The organism is Shewanella sp. 10N.286.52.E4, from assembly GCF_041468785.1.
In the GTDB taxonomy this organism is placed as follows: domain Bacteria; phylum Pseudomonadota; class Gammaproteobacteria; order Enterobacterales; family Shewanellaceae; genus Shewanella; species Shewanella electrodiphila.
This window is the reverse complement of the sequence record NZ_JBFRJJ010000028.1, coordinates 49,339-65,993: the sequence shown is the minus strand read 5'-3', so window position 1 is coordinate 65,993 and position 16,655 is coordinate 49,339. Positions and strand designations below refer to the sequence as shown.

The following is a 16,655-nucleotide window of genomic DNA, read 5'->3' as shown; positions in this document are numbered from 1 at the left end:
AACACTGGTATAGCTAAATAAAAAGCCAGCTTCAACAAGTTTGAAGCTGGCTTTTTCATTTTAGATGCACATTGACGCTTAATGTAGTTTTAAATGTGGATGAATAATGCGTCCAATTCCTTTTGCTAGCATCATTAATGTGCCTTTGACTACGCCATGTAATTCAATCAAATGACGACGGTAAAGTGAAGTATATACAAAGCGCGCAATCTTACCTTCTACTAGTACACCGCCTCCCATGAATGACATTAAGTTACCTACAGTATGGAATTTAGATAAATTAACTAAAGAGCCCAAATCTTTATAAACGTACTCATTGGCTGGTGCTTTGCCTTCAAGCATCAAGATAATATTATCTGCTGTCATCAATGCCATTTGTCTTGCTGATTGACCACGAGGTGGCACCCAGCTTCCGTCAGCTTGTGGACATGCAGCGCAGTCGCCAATGGAGAAAATATTATCATCAAGGGTCGTTTGCATATTTTGCTTAACCATGACTTGATTGATTTGGTTGCTTTCAAGGCCACCAATATTATTTAAAAAGTCAGGTGCTTTTACCCCTGTTGACCAAATAACCATGTCAGACGGTATTAGATTACCGCTTGTGGTGGTAAGTCCTTCAGGGCTAACTTCTGTGATACGGGTATTTGTCATCACATTAACACCCAGTTGCTTAAGCTCACGGGTGACAGAGTTTGAAATTTCTACTTTATCAACTTTAGGCAGAATACGTTCATCAGCTTCAATTAACGTGACTTCGAGTAAACTAGTATCAATTTTATAGCCAAAGCCACTGAGCTGTTCTACAGCGTGGTGCATTTCAGCTGACATTTCTACGCCAGTTGCGCCCGCACCCACGACTGCAATTTTAATCTTTTCATCCAATTGGTGATGACTGGCATAGCGCATGAATTTATTCAGGAGAATCTTACGAATAGACATCGCTTGCTCGGTGTTATCTAAGAACAAACTATGCTCTTTAACACCTGGGATTTTAAAGTCATTTGCGACACTACCAATGGCGATGACAGCGTAATCGTAAGGGATTTTACGCGCAGGCAGTAGCTCTTGACCGTCTTCATCATTAATCGGTGCAAGAATGATATGCTTGTTTTCACGGTCAATATCAATCATTGCGCCTTGCTGAAAATGATAACCGTGATCAGATGCGTGACCGCGATAGCTTATCGCATCTAAACCAATATCCAGCGCGCCAGTTGCCACTTCATGGAGCAATGGTTTCCAAACATGGCTTTCTGCGCAATCAACTAAAGTGACTTTTGCTTTGCCTTTTTTACCTACTTTACGGCCTAACTTAGTGGCGATTTCCATGCCACCTGCGCCGCCGCCAATAATGACGATATTTGGAACTGCTTGCATCGCTTGATGCTCCTTACTTAAGGTTAAAAATAAAATGGGCAAACTCTGATACCAAGAACTAAAACCGAGTTCTGACTCGGCCTCTATTGAAATGGTCAACTATTATTGGCTGGATACATCGTTGAGTGTGGTTTTGATTTAAGTGGCTAATGCGCTCGAAAAAATCAACAACCATAGTGCTTGCACTAAAGGAAACCATTCTGTTTGCACTAAAAGTAATTAAAGTGTTAGTACTAAAAAATACATCAGTAAGTTGACTCAGCTGAAGCTGGATTTGATGTTATGTGGCGATTCAGAGTTATATGGAGATGTTTATATATTAAACAGTCACAATATGTCATTTTGAGATTGTTAAAGTGTGACCGAATATTAAAATAGAATTTAGAAATGCGAAATTGATCACTTTTTACATGATTCAGGATTGGATGTTACAAAAACAAACCGACAAGTAAAAACTTGTCGGTATGGATACTACAGCATCGATTTAGGCTTTATGCTCTAGTCATTCAGTATATGGAAGATGTTATGCCTGTGCTTTAGCAAGGCGACCATTATAGTCTTCAACTAGATGAGCAATAATTTTTTCAGGATCAGCATCCTGACAACATTTATCTAAGAATACTTTAAACGTAACTAAGGAGTGAGCATTATTGAACATTCGATCGCTTTGCATAGCGTAGTAAGTATCATCAGTATTAGATTTTCTTACAATGAATTCGCCATTTTTAAAAGCTTTGGTGCCTGGCTCATCATGCCACTTTGTGATTCTGTTTAATGCGATTTCACTAGATTGATTGACTTCGACATGATTCAACCAGCTTGCTGGTTGTTCATTTTCTTTGTAATGAGGACATCTTACCGTGTAGTTATACACGTGAGTGATTGCTGTCATAGCTTACCTACTTTTTTAAGAATGTAATTCATCATAGACCGCTAATTTAACTTTGGTCAATGGTTATTTGTAGAAGTTAGATCTAGTTAACAAATGTTATGTTGTTAACTTTTTTTGTTCAATTATATCAGTGACTTAATTTGTTTTTGTGAAGGCTGCTTGTATTGTAAATAGTTGGGTATTTTATTGTCTAAATAATGCTCAAAATGAATATTTCTCGATTATCCTAGCTTGCTTCAAGCCGTAATAATGACAAAATCAATAATATCTCATTTTAAAAATGACAAGCATTTGAGAGCCATTCACGTAAGTGTCATTCTCATAAGAGTGATTCATAGAAGAGCTATAAACATAAGAGCAAAACAAGCATTTCAATATTCGCGAAATCACAGACAGACAATGGTCACTATGCACATGTAGAATAAAATGTGCATAGCCATTTCCAATTCATGCAATTACGCAATACTTACAATTTTAGTCACTTTCACATTTAGTCACTTTTACATTTGTCTATTTCACAACATTTTTGAAAGCGACTCTTATTGCTTATTTATAGTGCGTTGGTAAATATTTCGCAAATTTCAGCATGGGTAGCTTGTTTAGGATTGGTAAAGCCACAAGCATCTTTTAACGCATTGTCAGCAAGGACTGGAATATCTTCTGGGTTAACGCCAAGTTCAGTCAAGTTAGCTGGAATATTTACAGCGACAGACAAGGTTCGAATGGCATCAATTGCGGCTTCAGCGCCTTGCTCATCAGTTAACTGGGCAACATCGACTCCCATTGCTTTACCAATATCTTTAAGTTTAGCTGGCACAATTTTAGCGTTATAGGCTTGTACATGCGGCAGTAACAGCGCATTACAAACGCCATGTGGTAAATCGTAAAAACCGCCTAACTGATGCGCCATGGCGTGAACATAGCCTAGACTTGCATTATTAAATGCCATACCAGCTAAAAATTGTGCATAAGCCATTTGTTCGCGGGCATCAATATTGTCACCTTGTTCAACAGCGTTGATAAGGTTTGCTTGAATTAATTCAATGGCCTTTATCGCGCAAGCATCGGTGATTGGGGTTGCAGCGATAGATACGTAGGCTTCAATCGCATGGGTTAGTGCATCCATTCCCGTTGCAGCAGTCAATGCAGCAGGCTTTTCAATCATTAACTCAGGATCGTTTACTGATAAAATTGGTGTGGTATTTTTATCGACGATCGCCATTTTAATATGACGTTTTTCATCTGTGATGATACAAAAACGCGTCATCTCACTTGCTGTACCGGCAGTGGTATTTATTGCAACAAGTGGCATTTGTGGCTTAGCTGACATGTCTAAACCTTCATAGTCGCAGATATTACCGCCATTGGTGGCTACTAACGCGATGCCTTTGGCGCAGTCATGAGGAGAGCCTCCGCCTAATGAAATAACGAAGTCACATTCGTGTGCTTTTAACAGACTTAAGCCTGCTTCAACATTGGCCGTTGTTGGGTTAGGTTGTACCCCATCAAATACAAATACAGCAATGTCATTTTCAATTAACTTACTAGTGACTTTTTCGACTAAGCCAATCTTGACTAAAGGCGTATCTGTTACGATTAATGCACGTTTAAAACCTAAGGTTTTAATGTCATTAATGGCCTCATCTACACCACCTTGACCGATAACATTGACACTTGGAATAAAAAATTTTGTAGCCATGATAAACCTCGTTAGTACTTAAAATTAATAAATATAAAATTCTTTTCTGTTGTTAAAGTAACAACCAAATGCGCTGCAGTTTGTGATGAAAATCATATATTCATACTTGTTTTGTTCGGTTTTGTAGTTTTAATACCAAAGAGGGATTTGGCGCAGATTTTACTGTTTAGGTTTGATCTAGAGCATATTTGAGCTGAAAATAAAAATGCCTATAACTAAATTAGTTATAGGCATTAAAGACTGTTTGAACGCTAAATTTTTATAGAAAAAATACGTTTACACTTGAGGGCAAGTCGATTCGGTGACGCTATTAATGATGATTTCGGTATCGGGAACGTCATTTCCACTTGTATCAGTAATATTGATTTGATCAACTACTTCCATTCCCGCGACGACTTGACCAAATACTGCATACCCTGGTGCGCTACTGCTGCTGTAATCAAGTTGAGGATTGTCTAAAGCGTTGATGTAAAACTGTGAGGTCGCTGAATTGGCTACATTCGTTCTCGCCATCGCAATTGTGCCGCGAGCATTGGTTAATCCAGTGTTACTTTCAAGCTCAATAGGATCATTGCCTGGCTTGGCAACAAGCCCAGAGGTAAATCCACCAGCTTGGGATACAAAGTTGTATATTACGCGGTGAAAAATGGTGCCGCTGTAATATTCCTCATCAACATAACTTTTGAAGTTTTCCCCAGTAATTGGTGTATTAGTGGTATCAATCGCTAAGGTGATATCGCCTAATGTCGTTGACATTAGATAGCAAATGTCAGCTTGTAATTCAGCCTCTTCAACTGGCGGGACAGGATCTACTGGTTCTGGAGAGCTTGAATCAGAACTGCCGCCACAAGCGGATAACGTGAGTGCGAATGCTAGAGGGTACAACAACTTCATTTTTGGCCTTTGTTTGTTTTGTTTTTGTAGCGCTTATGTTGCTTAAATGGTTTATCGAAAGCAACAGAAAAAAGCCAAAGATACAAACTGTTACTTTGATATCTGATTTTTAAAGTATGAGCCCCCAACATAAACAAACCATGAAGTGTAATTCTGCGATGGCGTTATTAGCTTTATCACAATATAAAGCCTGTGAATAAATCGCCAAATTAGGCCATAGCCGTTACAATGACGCCATTATTGGTAGTGTAAATTAGAGAAAAATATGACTTTTGATTCAATTGGCTTTTCACAGCCTATTTTAGATGCAGTAAAGGCTTGTGGTTATGACAGCATGACACCTGTACAGCAAGTTGTGATGCCGTTGGCCATTGATGGAAAAGACATCTTAGCCAGTGCCCAAACAGGTACAGGTAAGACGGCAGCTTTCTCATTACCGCTCTTATCACTGTTAGAGCAACAGCTTGATGACCAAGACAATAAAACTGCTTGGCAACGTCTTAGGGTATTAATCATGACCCCAACACGCGAACTTGCGATTCAAATAGAACAGAATATTGTTAATTATGCGCAGTTCTTACCTTTTGAAAGCGTGGCTGTTTATGGCGGGGCAAGTATCAATCCTCAACGTAAAGCGTTAGCTAAAGGTGTTGATATTTTAGTGGCGACACCAGGTCGACTTTTTGACGTCATTGGTCAACATGATTTGGATTTATCGTTTGTCACACATTTAGTCATTGATGAAGCAGATCGCATGTTGGATTTGGGGTTTGTTAAAGATATCGAAAAGGTGAAGCGATTAGTGAATCGCCAGCATCAAACAATGATGTTTTCGGCTACCTATTCAGAAGCGGTGAAAAGCTTAGCTGCAAAAATGCTTAATGAACCTGAGTTTGTTCATGTATCAAATCAAACAACGGCTGAAACGGTGTCACAATCTGTATTTCAGGTGGACAAAAGACGTAAAGCTGAGTTGTTATCAGAGCTGATTGGCCGTAATAACTGGCAGCAAGTGATGGTATTTACCAGCATGAAAGAAACGGCTGAGCACTTATTAAAAGAATTAAAGTTAGATGGCATAAAAGCAGCGGTTTTTCATGGTGACAAAACTCAGGGGGCGCGTAACAGAGCACTAGAAGAGTTTAAGTCGGGCAAACTTAGGGTCATGATTGCTACCGATTTAGCAGCAAGAGGCTTGGATATCGAAGCACTGCCATTAGTGATTAATTTTGAGTTGCCACCAGAGCCTGAAGATTATGTGCATCGTATTGGTCGAACAGGCCGTGCAGGCTTAACGGGTCAAGCGATATCATTAGTTGCCCCAAATGAAATGGATTTATTAAGTGACATTGAGTCTTTAATTAATACTCAAATAGATGTTCAGATACATCCTGGTTATGAAGCGGGCGCGCCATTACCTGCAAGGTATCGTGAGGTGGAAGCGGAAAAACCTAAAAAGTCCTTCAAACATAAAAGAGCTAATGGCCCGCGTGGTAATGATAAATCAAAGCCAACTAGGCAAGGTAAATACGCCAAAAAAGCGAAGTAACGTTTAACTCACCACAGCACCTCATTACAAGCTGACAAGGAAGAATCAGAGTGATCCTTAAACCCATTAATACTAATATTATTACCGGCTTTTTAGGCGCCGGTAAAACCAGCCTTATTTTGTCACTGCTTAAGTTGAAGCCTGAAAATGAAACTTGGGCTGTATTGGTGAATGAGTTTGGAGAAATTGGTATTGATGCAGGTTTAATTGGTGGCAAAAATGCATCAAAGCAAATTGTCATTAAAGAAGTTGCTGGTGGTTGCTTATGCTGTGCTGCGGGTATTCCGACTCAAGTTGCGATTAACCAGCTTATTCAAAAAGCTAAACCAGACCGTTTATTCATTGAGCCAACGGGGTTGGGGCATCCAGCTGAAATTTTAAAAGTGCTCACTAATGAGTTTAATCAACAAGTACTGAACGTGAACCAGACAGTATGTGTGGTTGATGCACGTAAAATACAAGATGAGCGCTACAGTGAAAATGACAACTTTAACCAGCAAATCCAAATTGCTGATCTTGTGTATGCCAGTAAAGTGGATTTATATCAGCAACAAGAGCTTGTAAACCTTGAGCATTTCTTATCGCAGTTCAACCATACCAAATCAGTGATTCATTCAACGAATGACAATGCGGTTGCGCGAGTCTTTGAGTCACTTAATCAGCCTCGAGCTCTGTTACAAAAGGTGCAACAAAGTGCTAGTTTCGCTCGTTCGATAAAACCTGCTTTGACTAGCCAAACAAGTTCTATTTTTTCAACAGGCTTTGGTCTTGGTGCCAGTCAAAGCTTGAGCCAAGGCTTCGCTCCAGAAACGGGTAAAGAGAACGAAGCTCAGGCTGTTGAGTTTAATCAGCAAGGCTATTGGATGAGAGAGAATCAAGGTGAGGGTGCTTATAGTGTGGGCTGGATATTTGAGCCTAGATTGTGTTTTGATTTTGATAAATTAATTGATTGGATTAACCAACTCATTGCTGAAGATATTGTTCGACTGAAAGCCGTGATGATAACTGAAGAGGGTATCGCGGGTTTTAATATGGTTGATGGCAAACTGTCTGTGATGGAGTTGGATGAAGCTATGGATTCGCGAATAGAAATCATAGCATTGGAACCATTAGCTGGCACAAAGCTCAGTGAGCCGTTGCTGGCTTGCTTATTTGATGAGTAGTTAAGTCATTAGGCTAATGCCGATGATGCTACAGACCTTAAGCTTAAGGCTATTCACCTTAAGGCTATTAACCATGAGATAAACCATATAGGTTAATCTCATGGCCATTATCGATACCTCACTTTCTAACAGTGACTTCTCGCTATCGATTAAAACAGTTTGCTGCCCCAGCCCAACTTTGCACGTAACACGTTAAAGTAATTATGGCCTTTCGGGTGGATCATTCTTAATCTGTCTTCACTTCGACTAATCAGTATTTCATCACCTGGCAGTACAGATAAGTGCACATGGCCGTCACAACTGACTTCTAAGTTTTCACCGTTATCAGGTGATACCACTAGCTTGATCGTACTACTCGCATCGACAACAATAGGCCTACAAGACAGTGTATGTGGAAACATTGGCACTAAAATAAGAGCTTGAAGGTTTGGCGTTAAAATAGAGCCGCCAGCTGACAATGAGTAAGCTGTCGAACCTGTAGGGGTTGAAACAATCATTCCGTCAGCACGTTGGCTATACATGAACTGGTCGTCAATATAGACCTCAAACTGGATCATGTGCGCCACTTTACCTGGATGCAATACGGCTTCATTGACAGCGGTATTGCTGGCTTTAAGCATGCCATGACGATGTACTTCAGCTTCGAGTAAAAAACGGTATTCAGTATCGTATTGACCATCTAACACTTTAGATAAGGATTCTTCAAAATTATCTGGGGGTAAATCAGTCAAAAAACCTAGATTGCCACGGTTAACTCCAATAACTGCAATATCAAATCTTGCTAGTACTCTTGCAGCACCTAACATATTACCGTCACCACCGACAACAATTGCCAAGTCGCAGCGCTCACCTAATTCAGTTAAATCAACGGATTCAATATCAACTTTGAGTTCAGAAGCGACACGTTCTTCGGCTAATATCTCGAAGCCTTGCATAGACAACCAATGATGCAAACGCTTCAAAGTGAGGTTTGTTCCTTGATGATGTGGTTTGCCGATAAGGCCAATTGTTTGAAACTTTTTGGTCATATTAGTATTTGATTTGCTCAAAGGCTTGAAACAACGAAATTGATCCCCATAATATGCCCATAGTAATCAGAAACAAAGCATTTTTAGCTGGAGTGAAAATGAGCAACGAGTCGAATAAAGTAGATCAAGAAGTAATTGATGCAGAAGCAACCACTGAAATTGAAACAGAAGTTGAAGCTGAAGCAGCACAAGAAGTTGATGAGTTAACTCAAGCTAATCTTAAAATTGAAGCATTAGAACAACAACTTGCAGAGTCACAAGCAGCTTTAGCTGAGCGTAAAGATGTTGAAATTCGCGCAGCAGCAGAGACGGCGAATATCCGTACTCGCGCAGCTAAAGACGTTGAAAAAGCACGTGCTTTCGCTTTAGAGAAGTTTGTTAACGAGCTTTTACCTGTGTTAGACAACATGGAGCGCGCGTTAACGGGTGTTAATCCTGAAGATGAAGCAACGAAAGCGATTGTTGAAGGTGTTGATTTAACCATGAAAGGTTTCTTAAGTTCTGTTGAGAAATTTGGCGTGGTACAAGTTAATCCACTAGGTGATGCATTTAATCCTGAGCATCATCAGGCTATTGGTATGCAACCAAGTGCTGAATACCCGAAAGACACAGTGATGCTAGTGATGCAAAAAGGTTATACCTTGAACGCACGTTTATTGCGTCCAGCTATGGTTATGGTTTCGCAAGGCGGACCAAGCGTAGATACTCAAGCATAAGCCATTAAGACTGAGCGTTTAGGTTTAGCACTTAGATTTAGTACTTGGATTTAGTACTTAGATTTAGTACTTAGATTTAGCACTTAGATTTAGCGCTTAGGCTCCCAAGTTTACGCATTATCATAATGCCTAAACTTGAGGCTGAATAATTGATGGTGGTTAATAGATATTAATCAAACCTCAAGTATAAAAAAGGACTGCAATGGCAGTCCTTTTTTTGTGTTTTGCTAATAATATTGAAGCTTAGCCAATATATTGCTTAATCTGCTCTAGCACGCCTGCGCCATCAAGCTTTAATTCTTGAATAATTTCATCAGGCGCACCATGTTTGATGAACTCATCTGGCAGGCCGATTTGCAGCACAGGCTTAATGATTTTCATTTTCTGTAATGCTTCAATCACACCACTACCTGCACCGCCCATAATGGCGTTTTCTTCAAGCGTGACGATAATATCATGACTATTGGCAAGTTCAGCCAGTAGTGCTTCATCTAGAGGCTTAACAAAGCGCATATCTGCAACGGTAGCATCTAAGGCTTCTGCAGCTTCAAGAGCAGCAGCTAAAGTGGTTCCGAAGTTCACAATGGCAATACTGCTTTTCTTGCTTGTGCTTTGAATATCAGCGCCTTGTCGTTTAATGACACCTTTACCGATGGGTATTTCAGTCATCACTTCAGTTTGCTCGATACCTGTGGCACTACCGCGAGGGTAACGAACAGCTGTAGGACCTGCTTTATAACGATAACCTGTATATAGCATCTGACGACATTCATCTTCATCAGACGGTGCCATTATCACCATGTTAGGTACGCAGCGTAAGAAACTTAAATCAAATGCGCCTTGGTGGGTTGGGCCATCAGCGCCAACGATACCGCCACGGTCTATGGCGAATAATACCGGTAAACGTTGTAAGGCCACATCATGAATGATTTGGTCATAACCACGTTGCAAGAAGGTAGAATAAATGGCCACAACAGCATTAAAGCCTTCACAAGCAAATCCCGCACCTAAGGTAACAGCATGTTGCTCAGCAATCGCGGCATCAAAGTATTGTTTAGGGAATTTTTGAGAAAACTCAACCATTCCTGAACCTTCACGCATGGCAGGTGTAATGGCTAACAGCTTTTCATCTTCCTTAGCTACGTCACAAAGCCACTTACCAAACACTTGTGAGAAGGTCGGTGAGCTAGGTTTCGCTTTAGGTTTTCTAAACTGAGTGTGGTCAAATTTGGGTACTGCGTGCCAGCCAATAGGATCTTTCTCTGCTGGCTCATAACCACGACCTTTCTTGGTCATGATATGTAATATTTGTGGTCCTTTAAGATCACGCATATTGCGTAAGGTTTCAACTAAAGAATCAACATCATGACCGTCAATTGGGCCAATATAGTTGAAGCCAAGTTCTTCAAATAAAGTCCCTGGTACAACCATGCCTTTAAGGTGTTCTTCAGTGCGCTTTGCCATTTCTTTGATGACAGGCATGCCCTTAAGCACTTTTTTACTACCTTCACGAATGGTGGTGTAAAAACGGCCTGACATCAATTGGGCTAAATGGTTGTTTAATGCACCGACGTTTTCAGAGATTGACATCTCGTTGTCATTTAACACAACTAACATGTCATTGTGTAAGTCACCTGCGTGGTTCATGGCTTCAAATACCATGCCGCCAGTCATTGCACCGTCACCGATAACAGCAACGACTTTACGATCTTTCTGCTCTTTTTCAGCAGCAACAGCCATGGCTAATGCCGCACTGACAGAAGTGCCAGAGTGACCAACACTGAATGTGTCATATTCACTTTCTTCGCGCCAAGGGAAAGGATGCAATCCATTTTTTTGACGAATAGTGTGCATCTGGTCTCGACGACCCGTTAAGATTTTATGTGGGTAAGCTTGATGTCCTACATCCCAAACCACGCGATCAAATGGCGTGTTGTAGACATAGTGAAGCGCTACTGTTAATTCAACAGTACCCAAGCCTGAAGCAAAATGGCCACTCGAGTTGCTGACTGATTTTAGCAAGAATTGTCTTAGCTCATCAGACAGTTGTGGCAGCATGCCTTGAGGCAGCTTTTTTAAATCTTCAGGCGTATTAGCTTGTGCCAATACCGGAAATTGAGAATTATCGAAACTCATAAGGAGATAAACTGTCTCTTTTATAATCTTCGCGCAATGATATAGCGGGCGAAGTCTGCAATTAACTGGCTATTGTAGGTTAAATTTGCCAGCGCTGATAGTGCATCGTTAATTAGTTGCTCGGCACATTCATTTGCACCTTGCAGTCCAAGTAAGCGAGGAAAAGTACTCTTGTTCGCTTCTTCATCACTGCCTTGGGGCTTACCTAACTCTTCTGTGCTAGATGTGATGTCTAAAATGTCATCTTGAACTTGAAAAGCTAAGCCGATATTCGCGGCGAACTCTCTAATAATCTGTTGTTCTTTTTGACTTGCATTAGCAGCAATTAAAGCCAACTCTGCAGCACAGCTGATCAGCGCACCGGTTTTTTTATTATGTAATTGGGTTAACTGTTCAAGATTGATACGTTTGTCTGTTGAGCTGAGATCAATTGCTTGACCGCCACACATACCACTATAACCTGATGCTTTTGCTAACGCGGTGACCATTGCTAATTGTTGCTGCGCCGATATGTTGTCATTTGGCTGGCATATCAGCTCAAAAGCCAATGTTTGTAATGCATCACCAGCAAGAATAGCTGTGGCTTCATCAAAAGCGATATGAACAGTGGGTTTGCCTCGGCGAAGGGCATCATCATCCATCGCTGGTAAGTCATCATGAATTAATGAGTAAGCATGGATACATTCGATGGCTGCAGCTGCATTATCTAGTAAAGCTAAATCTGCGCCTAACATTTCGCCAATGCTGTAAACCATAAAAGGGCGAATTCGTTTGCCGCCTAATAAAGCCCCATGGCTCATCGCTGCTTTTAATTCAGGGGCACTATCGTCGAGTTCTGCAAGTTTATTTCTCAGAACGTTATCGACGCGTTGTTGATACTTTTCAATTGCTTGGGCTAACACTTATTCGCCTTCAACGGTAAATGGGCTCAGGTTAGTATCATCTTCATCTAATAAGATGGATACTTTCTGTTGTGCTTGTTCAAGCTTGGATTGGCTTTGGCGAACCAACTTTATTCCACGCTCAAATTGTTTGAGGGCACTGTCTAATGTGACTTCACCTTGCTCAAGATCTGCAACAATGTTTTCAAGCTCCGATAAGGACTCTTCAAAACTAAGATTCTCAGGTTTTTTTGCCACAATAATGTTTCCTTATGTTGTGCGCAGAACAAAGTATATCAGGGCGAGCTAAGGGTCAAATTGAGTCGTAGTTTATTTGCTCAATAGCACGCTTTGTGACTGAAAAATTATACAATGAGTAAAATAACTCTAAACTTGGGCTAAGTTTGACCGATAACTATAACGAATGCCAGTTTCCTTCATCGACAAGTATTATTCATAAGTTATATTGAAAATGCTTTTTATACCGTGGAATTGATTGATTTTTTTACACCACTGGCTATTTTTTTAAAGAATGCTGGCTATCGAGTGTTTTTTTAGTAATTGAACTATTATCACTGACACTCAGGGTGTTACATTAATATCGATAAGACGGTTAACCATTTTACGGTTTTAATCAGTAGGCAGCATTATAAGACTGCAATCAAGGAGACATTGTGGATTTAGCAACCCTAATAGGTTTAATCGGAGCCTTTGCTTTTATTATTGGGTCTATGGTCAGCAGTGGCGGTATTTCAATATTTGTTGATGTGCCATCAGTGATGATTGTATTTATTGGTTCATTGTTCGTTGTAATGATGAAGTACAATTTAAAGCAGTTTCTGGGTGCTGTTAAAATTGGCGCTAAAGCTTTTATGTTTAAAATCGATAAGCCAGAAGATTTAATTGAACAATCGGTTAATATGGCTGATGCTGCCCGTAAAGGTGGATTTTTGGCATTAGAAGAGGCTCAAATCACTAATAGCTTTATGCAGAAAGCCGTTGATATGTTGGTCGATGGCCATGATGGCGATGTGGTTCGTGAAGCCTTAGAAAAAGATATTGCACTTACTGAGGAACGTCATAAAACCGGTGTTGGTATATTTAAGTCTCTAGGTGATGTTGCGCCAGCAATGGGGATGATCGGTACCTTGATTGGCCTCGTTGCCATGTTATCTAATATGGATGATCCTAAATCGATTGGTCCATCAATGGCCGTTGCTTTGTTAACAACGCTTTATGGCGCGATAATTGCGAACATGATTGCGATCCCGATTGCCGATAAACTTCAATTAAGAATGAGTGAAGAATTGCTCAACCGTAATTTGATTATGGATGCCGTATTAGCGATTCAAGATGGCCAAAACCCGCGTGTAATCGAAGGTTTCCTTAAAAACTACTTATCTGAAAAATCACGTCAAATTGATACAACGGACGGAGAATAACTCATGGCTAAGAAGGCCAAGTGTGATTGTCCACCGCCCGGAGCGCCATTGTGGTTAGCGACATTTGCTGACCTAATGTCGTTGTTGATGTGTTTCTTCGTTCTACTGCTAGCATTCTCTGAAATGGATGTGATGAAGTTCAAGCAAATCGCTGGCTCGATGAAGTACGCATTTGGCGTACAAAATAAAGTGGAAGTAAAAGATATTCCTAAAGGAACGTCAGTCATCGCATTGGAATTTCGACCTGGTAAACCTGATCCGACACCGATTGAAATTATTAATCAGCAAACCAATGAAATGACCCAACAAACCATTGAGTATCAAGCGGGTGATGATGCCAGTGCGGGCGGTGTGCAAAAACAACAAGGTGAAAACAGAGGCGGTAATGCAGCTGCTACAGCACAACAGCAAGCTCAAGCACAAGAATCTCAGTCATCATCAGAGCAAGAAAACATTAACGATCAAGTTAAAAAGATGGCCGAGAAACTCAACGAAGAGATTGTTGATGGTGCAATTGAAATCGAATCATTAGGTCAACAAATCATAATTCGAATTCGAGAGAAAGGTTCATTTGCCTCAGGCTCTGGTTTCTTACAGCCGCGATTTAAACCTGTTGTCCGCTCTATTGGTGACTTGCTCAAAGATGTTCCGGGGATCATTACTGTCTCAGGACATACCGATGGCATGCATATCAGTAATGAGCTTTATAGTTCTAACTGGGATTTATCGAGTAAGCGTGCAGTTGCAGTGGCTCACGAACTTGCTAAAGTGAATGGTTTTGATGAGGCGAGAATGAGAGTGGTTGGCATGGCATCAAACTCGCCACTAGTCCCTAATGACTCAAATCAAAATCGCAGTAGAAATCGCCGCGTTGAGATTTCTATTGAGCAAGGTAAAGCAAAAGAGTCGAGAGAAATTGAAGCTATCCCGCAGCAATAAAGGGCGCGGATTAATCAATTATATCAGTTTACAATCGGATATTTTTCGAGTTCGTTTTTGTTGATTTAAATGATTTTAAACGAGTTTTACGCAGACTATAAAAGGCCGTTTTAATAATTGTGATTCACTTTTATTAACGCGGCTTTTTTTATGTTTTCTAGTTTATAAACCCAAATGCGCTCTAGTCTAGGTATTGCTATTTAATGTGTTTGGTTAATAGTCAATTTTTGCTATAATCCCGCCCTTAAATGGCTGGTCACTGTCCAGTCATCGTTTTTTATGCCTTTTTAGTCAGTAATATGAATGCCATAAGCGTCTTTTTGCCGAGATAATATTACTGCTTAATAAGGCTTATACCGAATCAGATGCCCGCGGAAATCCAATGAAGTTTATCGTAAAGCTATACCCAGAAATCATGATGAAAAGTAAAACCGTTAGAATGCGTTTTACTAAAATCCTTGAAACTAACATTCGCAATGTACTTAAAAAAGTTGATGAAGACGTAAGAGTACAGCGCCAATGGGATCGCATTATGATCCACGTAGCTAGCGATGAACAAGCCAGAGTTGATGCAATTTCTGCACGTCTAGAGTGTATTCCTGGTATTGCCCATGTTATTCAAGTAGATGAATACAGCTTCGATTCTATTGATGATATTTATCAGCAAGTGCTACCTGTTTATAAAGACGAGTTGGCAGGTAAAACGTTCTGTGTTCGTGTTAAACGTACTGGTAAGCATGACTTTAATTCGATTGAGGTTGAGCGTTATGTGGGTGGTGGATTAAATCAGCACACCGAAGCCGCAGGCGTTAAGCTTAAAAATCCTGATATGACAGTCAATTTAGAAATTGATCACGAGAAACTGTATATGGTTGTTCGTCGTATTGAAGGTTTGGGTGGATTCCCAATGGCCACTCAAGAAGACGTGTTATCACTTATCTCTGGTGGTTTTGATTCAGGTGTTTCTAGCTACCAATTTATTAAGAAAGGTGCACGTACCCATTACTGCTTCTTTAACTTGGGCGGCGCTCAACACGAAATCGGTGTGAAGCAGGTTGCTTATCATCTATGGCAGAAATACGGTGAGTCTCACAAAGTCCGTTTTATCACTGTGCCTTTTGAACCTGTTGTTGAAGAAATTTTAGAAAGAATCGATAACGGTCAAATGGGGGTTATCTTAAAGCGTGTCATGATGCGCGCCGCAACTAAAATTGCTGACAAGTATGGTATCCAAGCATTAGTGACTGGCGAAAGTTTAGGTCAAGTATCTAGCCAAACTCTCACTAATCTTAACGTAATTGACCGTTGTACTGATCTGTTAATCTTGCGCCCGCTTATTACAATGGATAAGCAAGACATTATTAACGAAAGCCGCAAAATTGGTACCGAAGATTTTGCTAAGGCAATACCTGAATATTGTGGCGTTATTTCGCAAAAGCCAACAGTTAAAGCTGTGCTAGCTAAGATTGAAGCAGAAGAGCTTAAATTTACTGAAGACTTAATTGATCGCGTCGTAAATGATGCCGTGGTTATCGATATTAAGCAAATCGCTGAAAAAGTAGAGACTACGGTCAGTGAAACAGAAACCGTTGAAGCAATTGATAATGGTGATATCGTTATTGATATCCGTGCTCAAGACGAAGAAGAGCAAAACCCGCTGAGTATCGAAGGTACTGAAATTTTAAAAATTCCTTTCTTTAAGTTAGCGACTCAGTTTGCTGATTTAGATAAAGAGAAAACTTACCTTTTATATTGTGACCGCGGTGTAATGAGTAAACTGCAAGCGCTTTACTTAACAGAGCAAGGTTATAGCAACGTGAAAGTGTACCGCCCATAAGCAGTACACATCTTGGTAAGCGATACAGATATTGTGGCGCGTTGATATTACTGAGGTTTGATATTGTTGAGGCTTGAAATTGCAGTAATAACGGTTTAA

The 16,655-nt window shown here is 40.4% G+C and carries 14 protein-coding genes; 6 read left to right on the top strand and 8 right to left on the bottom strand.

The window, feature by feature from the left end; all coding sequences use genetic code 11:
• Window positions 1-78: 78 nt before the first annotated feature.
• From AB4153_RS16375 to AB4153_RS16360, 4 genes are all read right to left on the bottom strand, one after another.
• Window positions 79-1,380 (bottom strand): NAD(P)/FAD-dependent oxidoreductase, encoded by a 1,302-nt coding sequence (locus tag AB4153_RS16375; RefSeq protein ID WP_102529043.1) that lies wholly within the window; start codon window positions 1,378-1,380, stop codon window positions 79-81.
• A gap of 523 nt (window positions 1,381-1,903) precedes the next feature.
• Entirely contained in the window at window positions 1,904-2,272 is a 369-nt protein-coding gene (locus AB4153_RS16370) for a cytoplasmic protein (protein ID WP_102529044.1), read from the bottom strand.
• Window positions 2,273-2,822: 550 nt separating this feature from the next.
• Window positions 2,823-3,971, bottom strand: coding sequence for an L-threonine dehydrogenase (gene yiaY / locus AB4153_RS16365; RefSeq protein ID WP_102529045.1), 1,149 nt, complete (start codon window positions 3,969-3,971; stop codon window positions 2,823-2,825).
• Window positions 3,972-4,247: 276 nt separating this feature from the next.
• Window positions 4,248-4,865 (bottom strand): peptidylprolyl isomerase, encoded by a 618-nt coding sequence (locus AB4153_RS16360; RefSeq protein WP_102529046.1) that lies wholly within the window; start codon window positions 4,863-4,865, stop codon window positions 4,248-4,250.
• Window positions 4,866-5,130: 265 nt separating this feature from the next.
• Between AB4153_RS16360 and AB4153_RS16355 the strand changes: the two genes are divergently transcribed.
• On the top strand, window positions 5,131-6,414 hold the full coding sequence (locus AB4153_RS16355) for a DEAD/DEAH box helicase (RefSeq protein WP_371998149.1): 1,284 nt from the start codon (window positions 5,131-5,133) through the stop codon (window positions 6,412-6,414).
• Window positions 6,415-6,464: 50 nt separating this feature from the next.
• Window positions 6,465-7,577: a CobW family GTP-binding protein gene (locus AB4153_RS16350; protein WP_248955077.1), complete on the top strand. Its 1,113-nt coding sequence runs from the start codon at window positions 6,465-6,467 to the stop codon at window positions 7,575-7,577.
• Window positions 7,578-7,726: 149 nt separating this feature from the next.
• On the opposite strand, the gene nadK is transcribed toward AB4153_RS16350, so the two are convergent.
• The gene (gene nadK / locus AB4153_RS16345) at window positions 7,727-8,605 is read right to left on the bottom strand and encodes an NAD(+) kinase (protein WP_102529049.1); all 879 of its coding nucleotides are present in this window, start codon (window positions 8,603-8,605) and stop codon (window positions 7,727-7,729) included.
• Window positions 8,606-8,703: 98 nt separating this feature from the next.
• Between nadK and grpE the strand changes: the two genes are divergently transcribed.
• Window positions 8,704-9,321: a nucleotide exchange factor GrpE gene (grpE, locus tag AB4153_RS16340; protein WP_303516981.1), complete on the top strand. Its 618-nt coding sequence runs from the start codon at window positions 8,704-8,706 to the stop codon at window positions 9,319-9,321.
• Between the two features lie 243 nt (window positions 9,322-9,564).
• Here grpE and dxs read toward each other — a convergent pair whose 3' ends face one another.
• The 3 genes from dxs to xseB are packed head-to-tail and all read right to left on the bottom strand — an operon-like array spanning window position 9,565 to window position 12,596.
• Window positions 9,565-11,457 carry a 1-deoxy-D-xylulose-5-phosphate synthase gene (dxs, locus tag AB4153_RS16335; RefSeq protein ID WP_102529051.1) on the bottom strand — a complete coding sequence of 631 codons (1,893 nt, stop codon included), beginning with the start codon at window positions 11,455-11,457 and terminating at the stop codon, window positions 9,565-9,567.
• Window positions 11,458-11,477: 20 nt separating this feature from the next.
• Window positions 11,478-12,359, bottom strand: coding sequence for a (2E,6E)-farnesyl diphosphate synthase (gene ispA / locus AB4153_RS16330; protein WP_303516983.1), 882 nt, complete (start codon window positions 12,357-12,359; stop codon window positions 11,478-11,480).
• On the bottom strand, window positions 12,360-12,596 hold the full coding sequence (xseB, locus tag AB4153_RS16325; RefSeq protein WP_102529053.1) for an exodeoxyribonuclease VII small subunit: 237 nt from the start codon (window positions 12,594-12,596) through the stop codon (window positions 12,360-12,362).
• A gap of 416 nt (window positions 12,597-13,012) precedes the next feature.
• Here xseB and pomA point away from each other — a divergent pair, with 416 nt between their 5' ends.
• The 3 genes from pomA (at window position 13,013) to thiI (ending at window position 16,556) form a co-directional block, all read left to right on the top strand.
• Window positions 13,013-13,780 (top strand): flagellar motor protein PomA, encoded by a 768-nt coding sequence (pomA, locus tag AB4153_RS16320; protein WP_102529054.1) that lies wholly within the window; start codon window positions 13,013-13,015, stop codon window positions 13,778-13,780.
• Window positions 13,781-13,783: 3 nt separating this feature from the next.
• A complete protein-coding gene (locus AB4153_RS16315) occupies window positions 13,784-14,719 on the top strand; it encodes a flagellar motor protein MotB (RefSeq protein WP_303516985.1) in 936 nt (311 codons plus the stop codon).
• A gap of 382 nt (window positions 14,720-15,101) precedes the next feature.
• A complete protein-coding gene (thiI, locus tag AB4153_RS16310) occupies window positions 15,102-16,556 on the top strand; it encodes a tRNA uracil 4-sulfurtransferase ThiI (RefSeq protein ID WP_229369211.1) in 1,455 nt (484 codons plus the stop codon).
• Window positions 16,557-16,655: the final 99 nt, after the last annotated feature.

Coding starts and splice junctions, on each gene's coding strand:
- yiaY (WP_102529045.1), bottom strand. CDS start 3,971: ATGGCTACAAAATTTTTTATTCCAAGTGTCAATGTTATCGGTCAAGGT.
- AB4153_RS16355 (WP_371998149.1), top strand. CDS start 5,131: ATGACTTTTGATTCAATTGGCTTTTCACAGCCTATTTTAGATGCAGTA.
- dxs (WP_102529051.1), bottom strand. CDS start 11,457: ATGAGTTTCGATAATTCTCAATTTCCGGTATTGGCACAAGCTAATACG.
- AB4153_RS16360 (WP_102529046.1), bottom strand. CDS start 4,865: ATGAAGTTGTTGTACCCTCTAGCATTCGCACTCACGTTATCCGCTTGT.
- thiI (WP_229369211.1), top strand. CDS start 15,102: ATGAAGTTTATCGTAAAGCTATACCCAGAAATCATGATGAAAAGTAAA.
- AB4153_RS16370 (WP_102529044.1), bottom strand. CDS start 2,272: ATGACAGCAATCACTCACGTGTATAACTACACGGTAAGATGTCCTCAT.
- grpE (WP_303516981.1), top strand. CDS start 8,704: ATGAGCAACGAGTCGAATAAAGTAGATCAAGAAGTAATTGATGCAGAA.
- AB4153_RS16315 (WP_303516985.1), top strand. CDS start 13,784: ATGGCTAAGAAGGCCAAGTGTGATTGTCCACCGCCCGGAGCGCCATTG.
- AB4153_RS16375 (WP_102529043.1), bottom strand. CDS start 1,380: ATGCAAGCAGTTCCAAATATCGTCATTATTGGCGGCGGCGCAGGTGGC.
- nadK (WP_102529049.1), bottom strand. CDS start 8,605: ATGACCAAAAAGTTTCAAACAATTGGCCTTATCGGCAAACCACATCAT.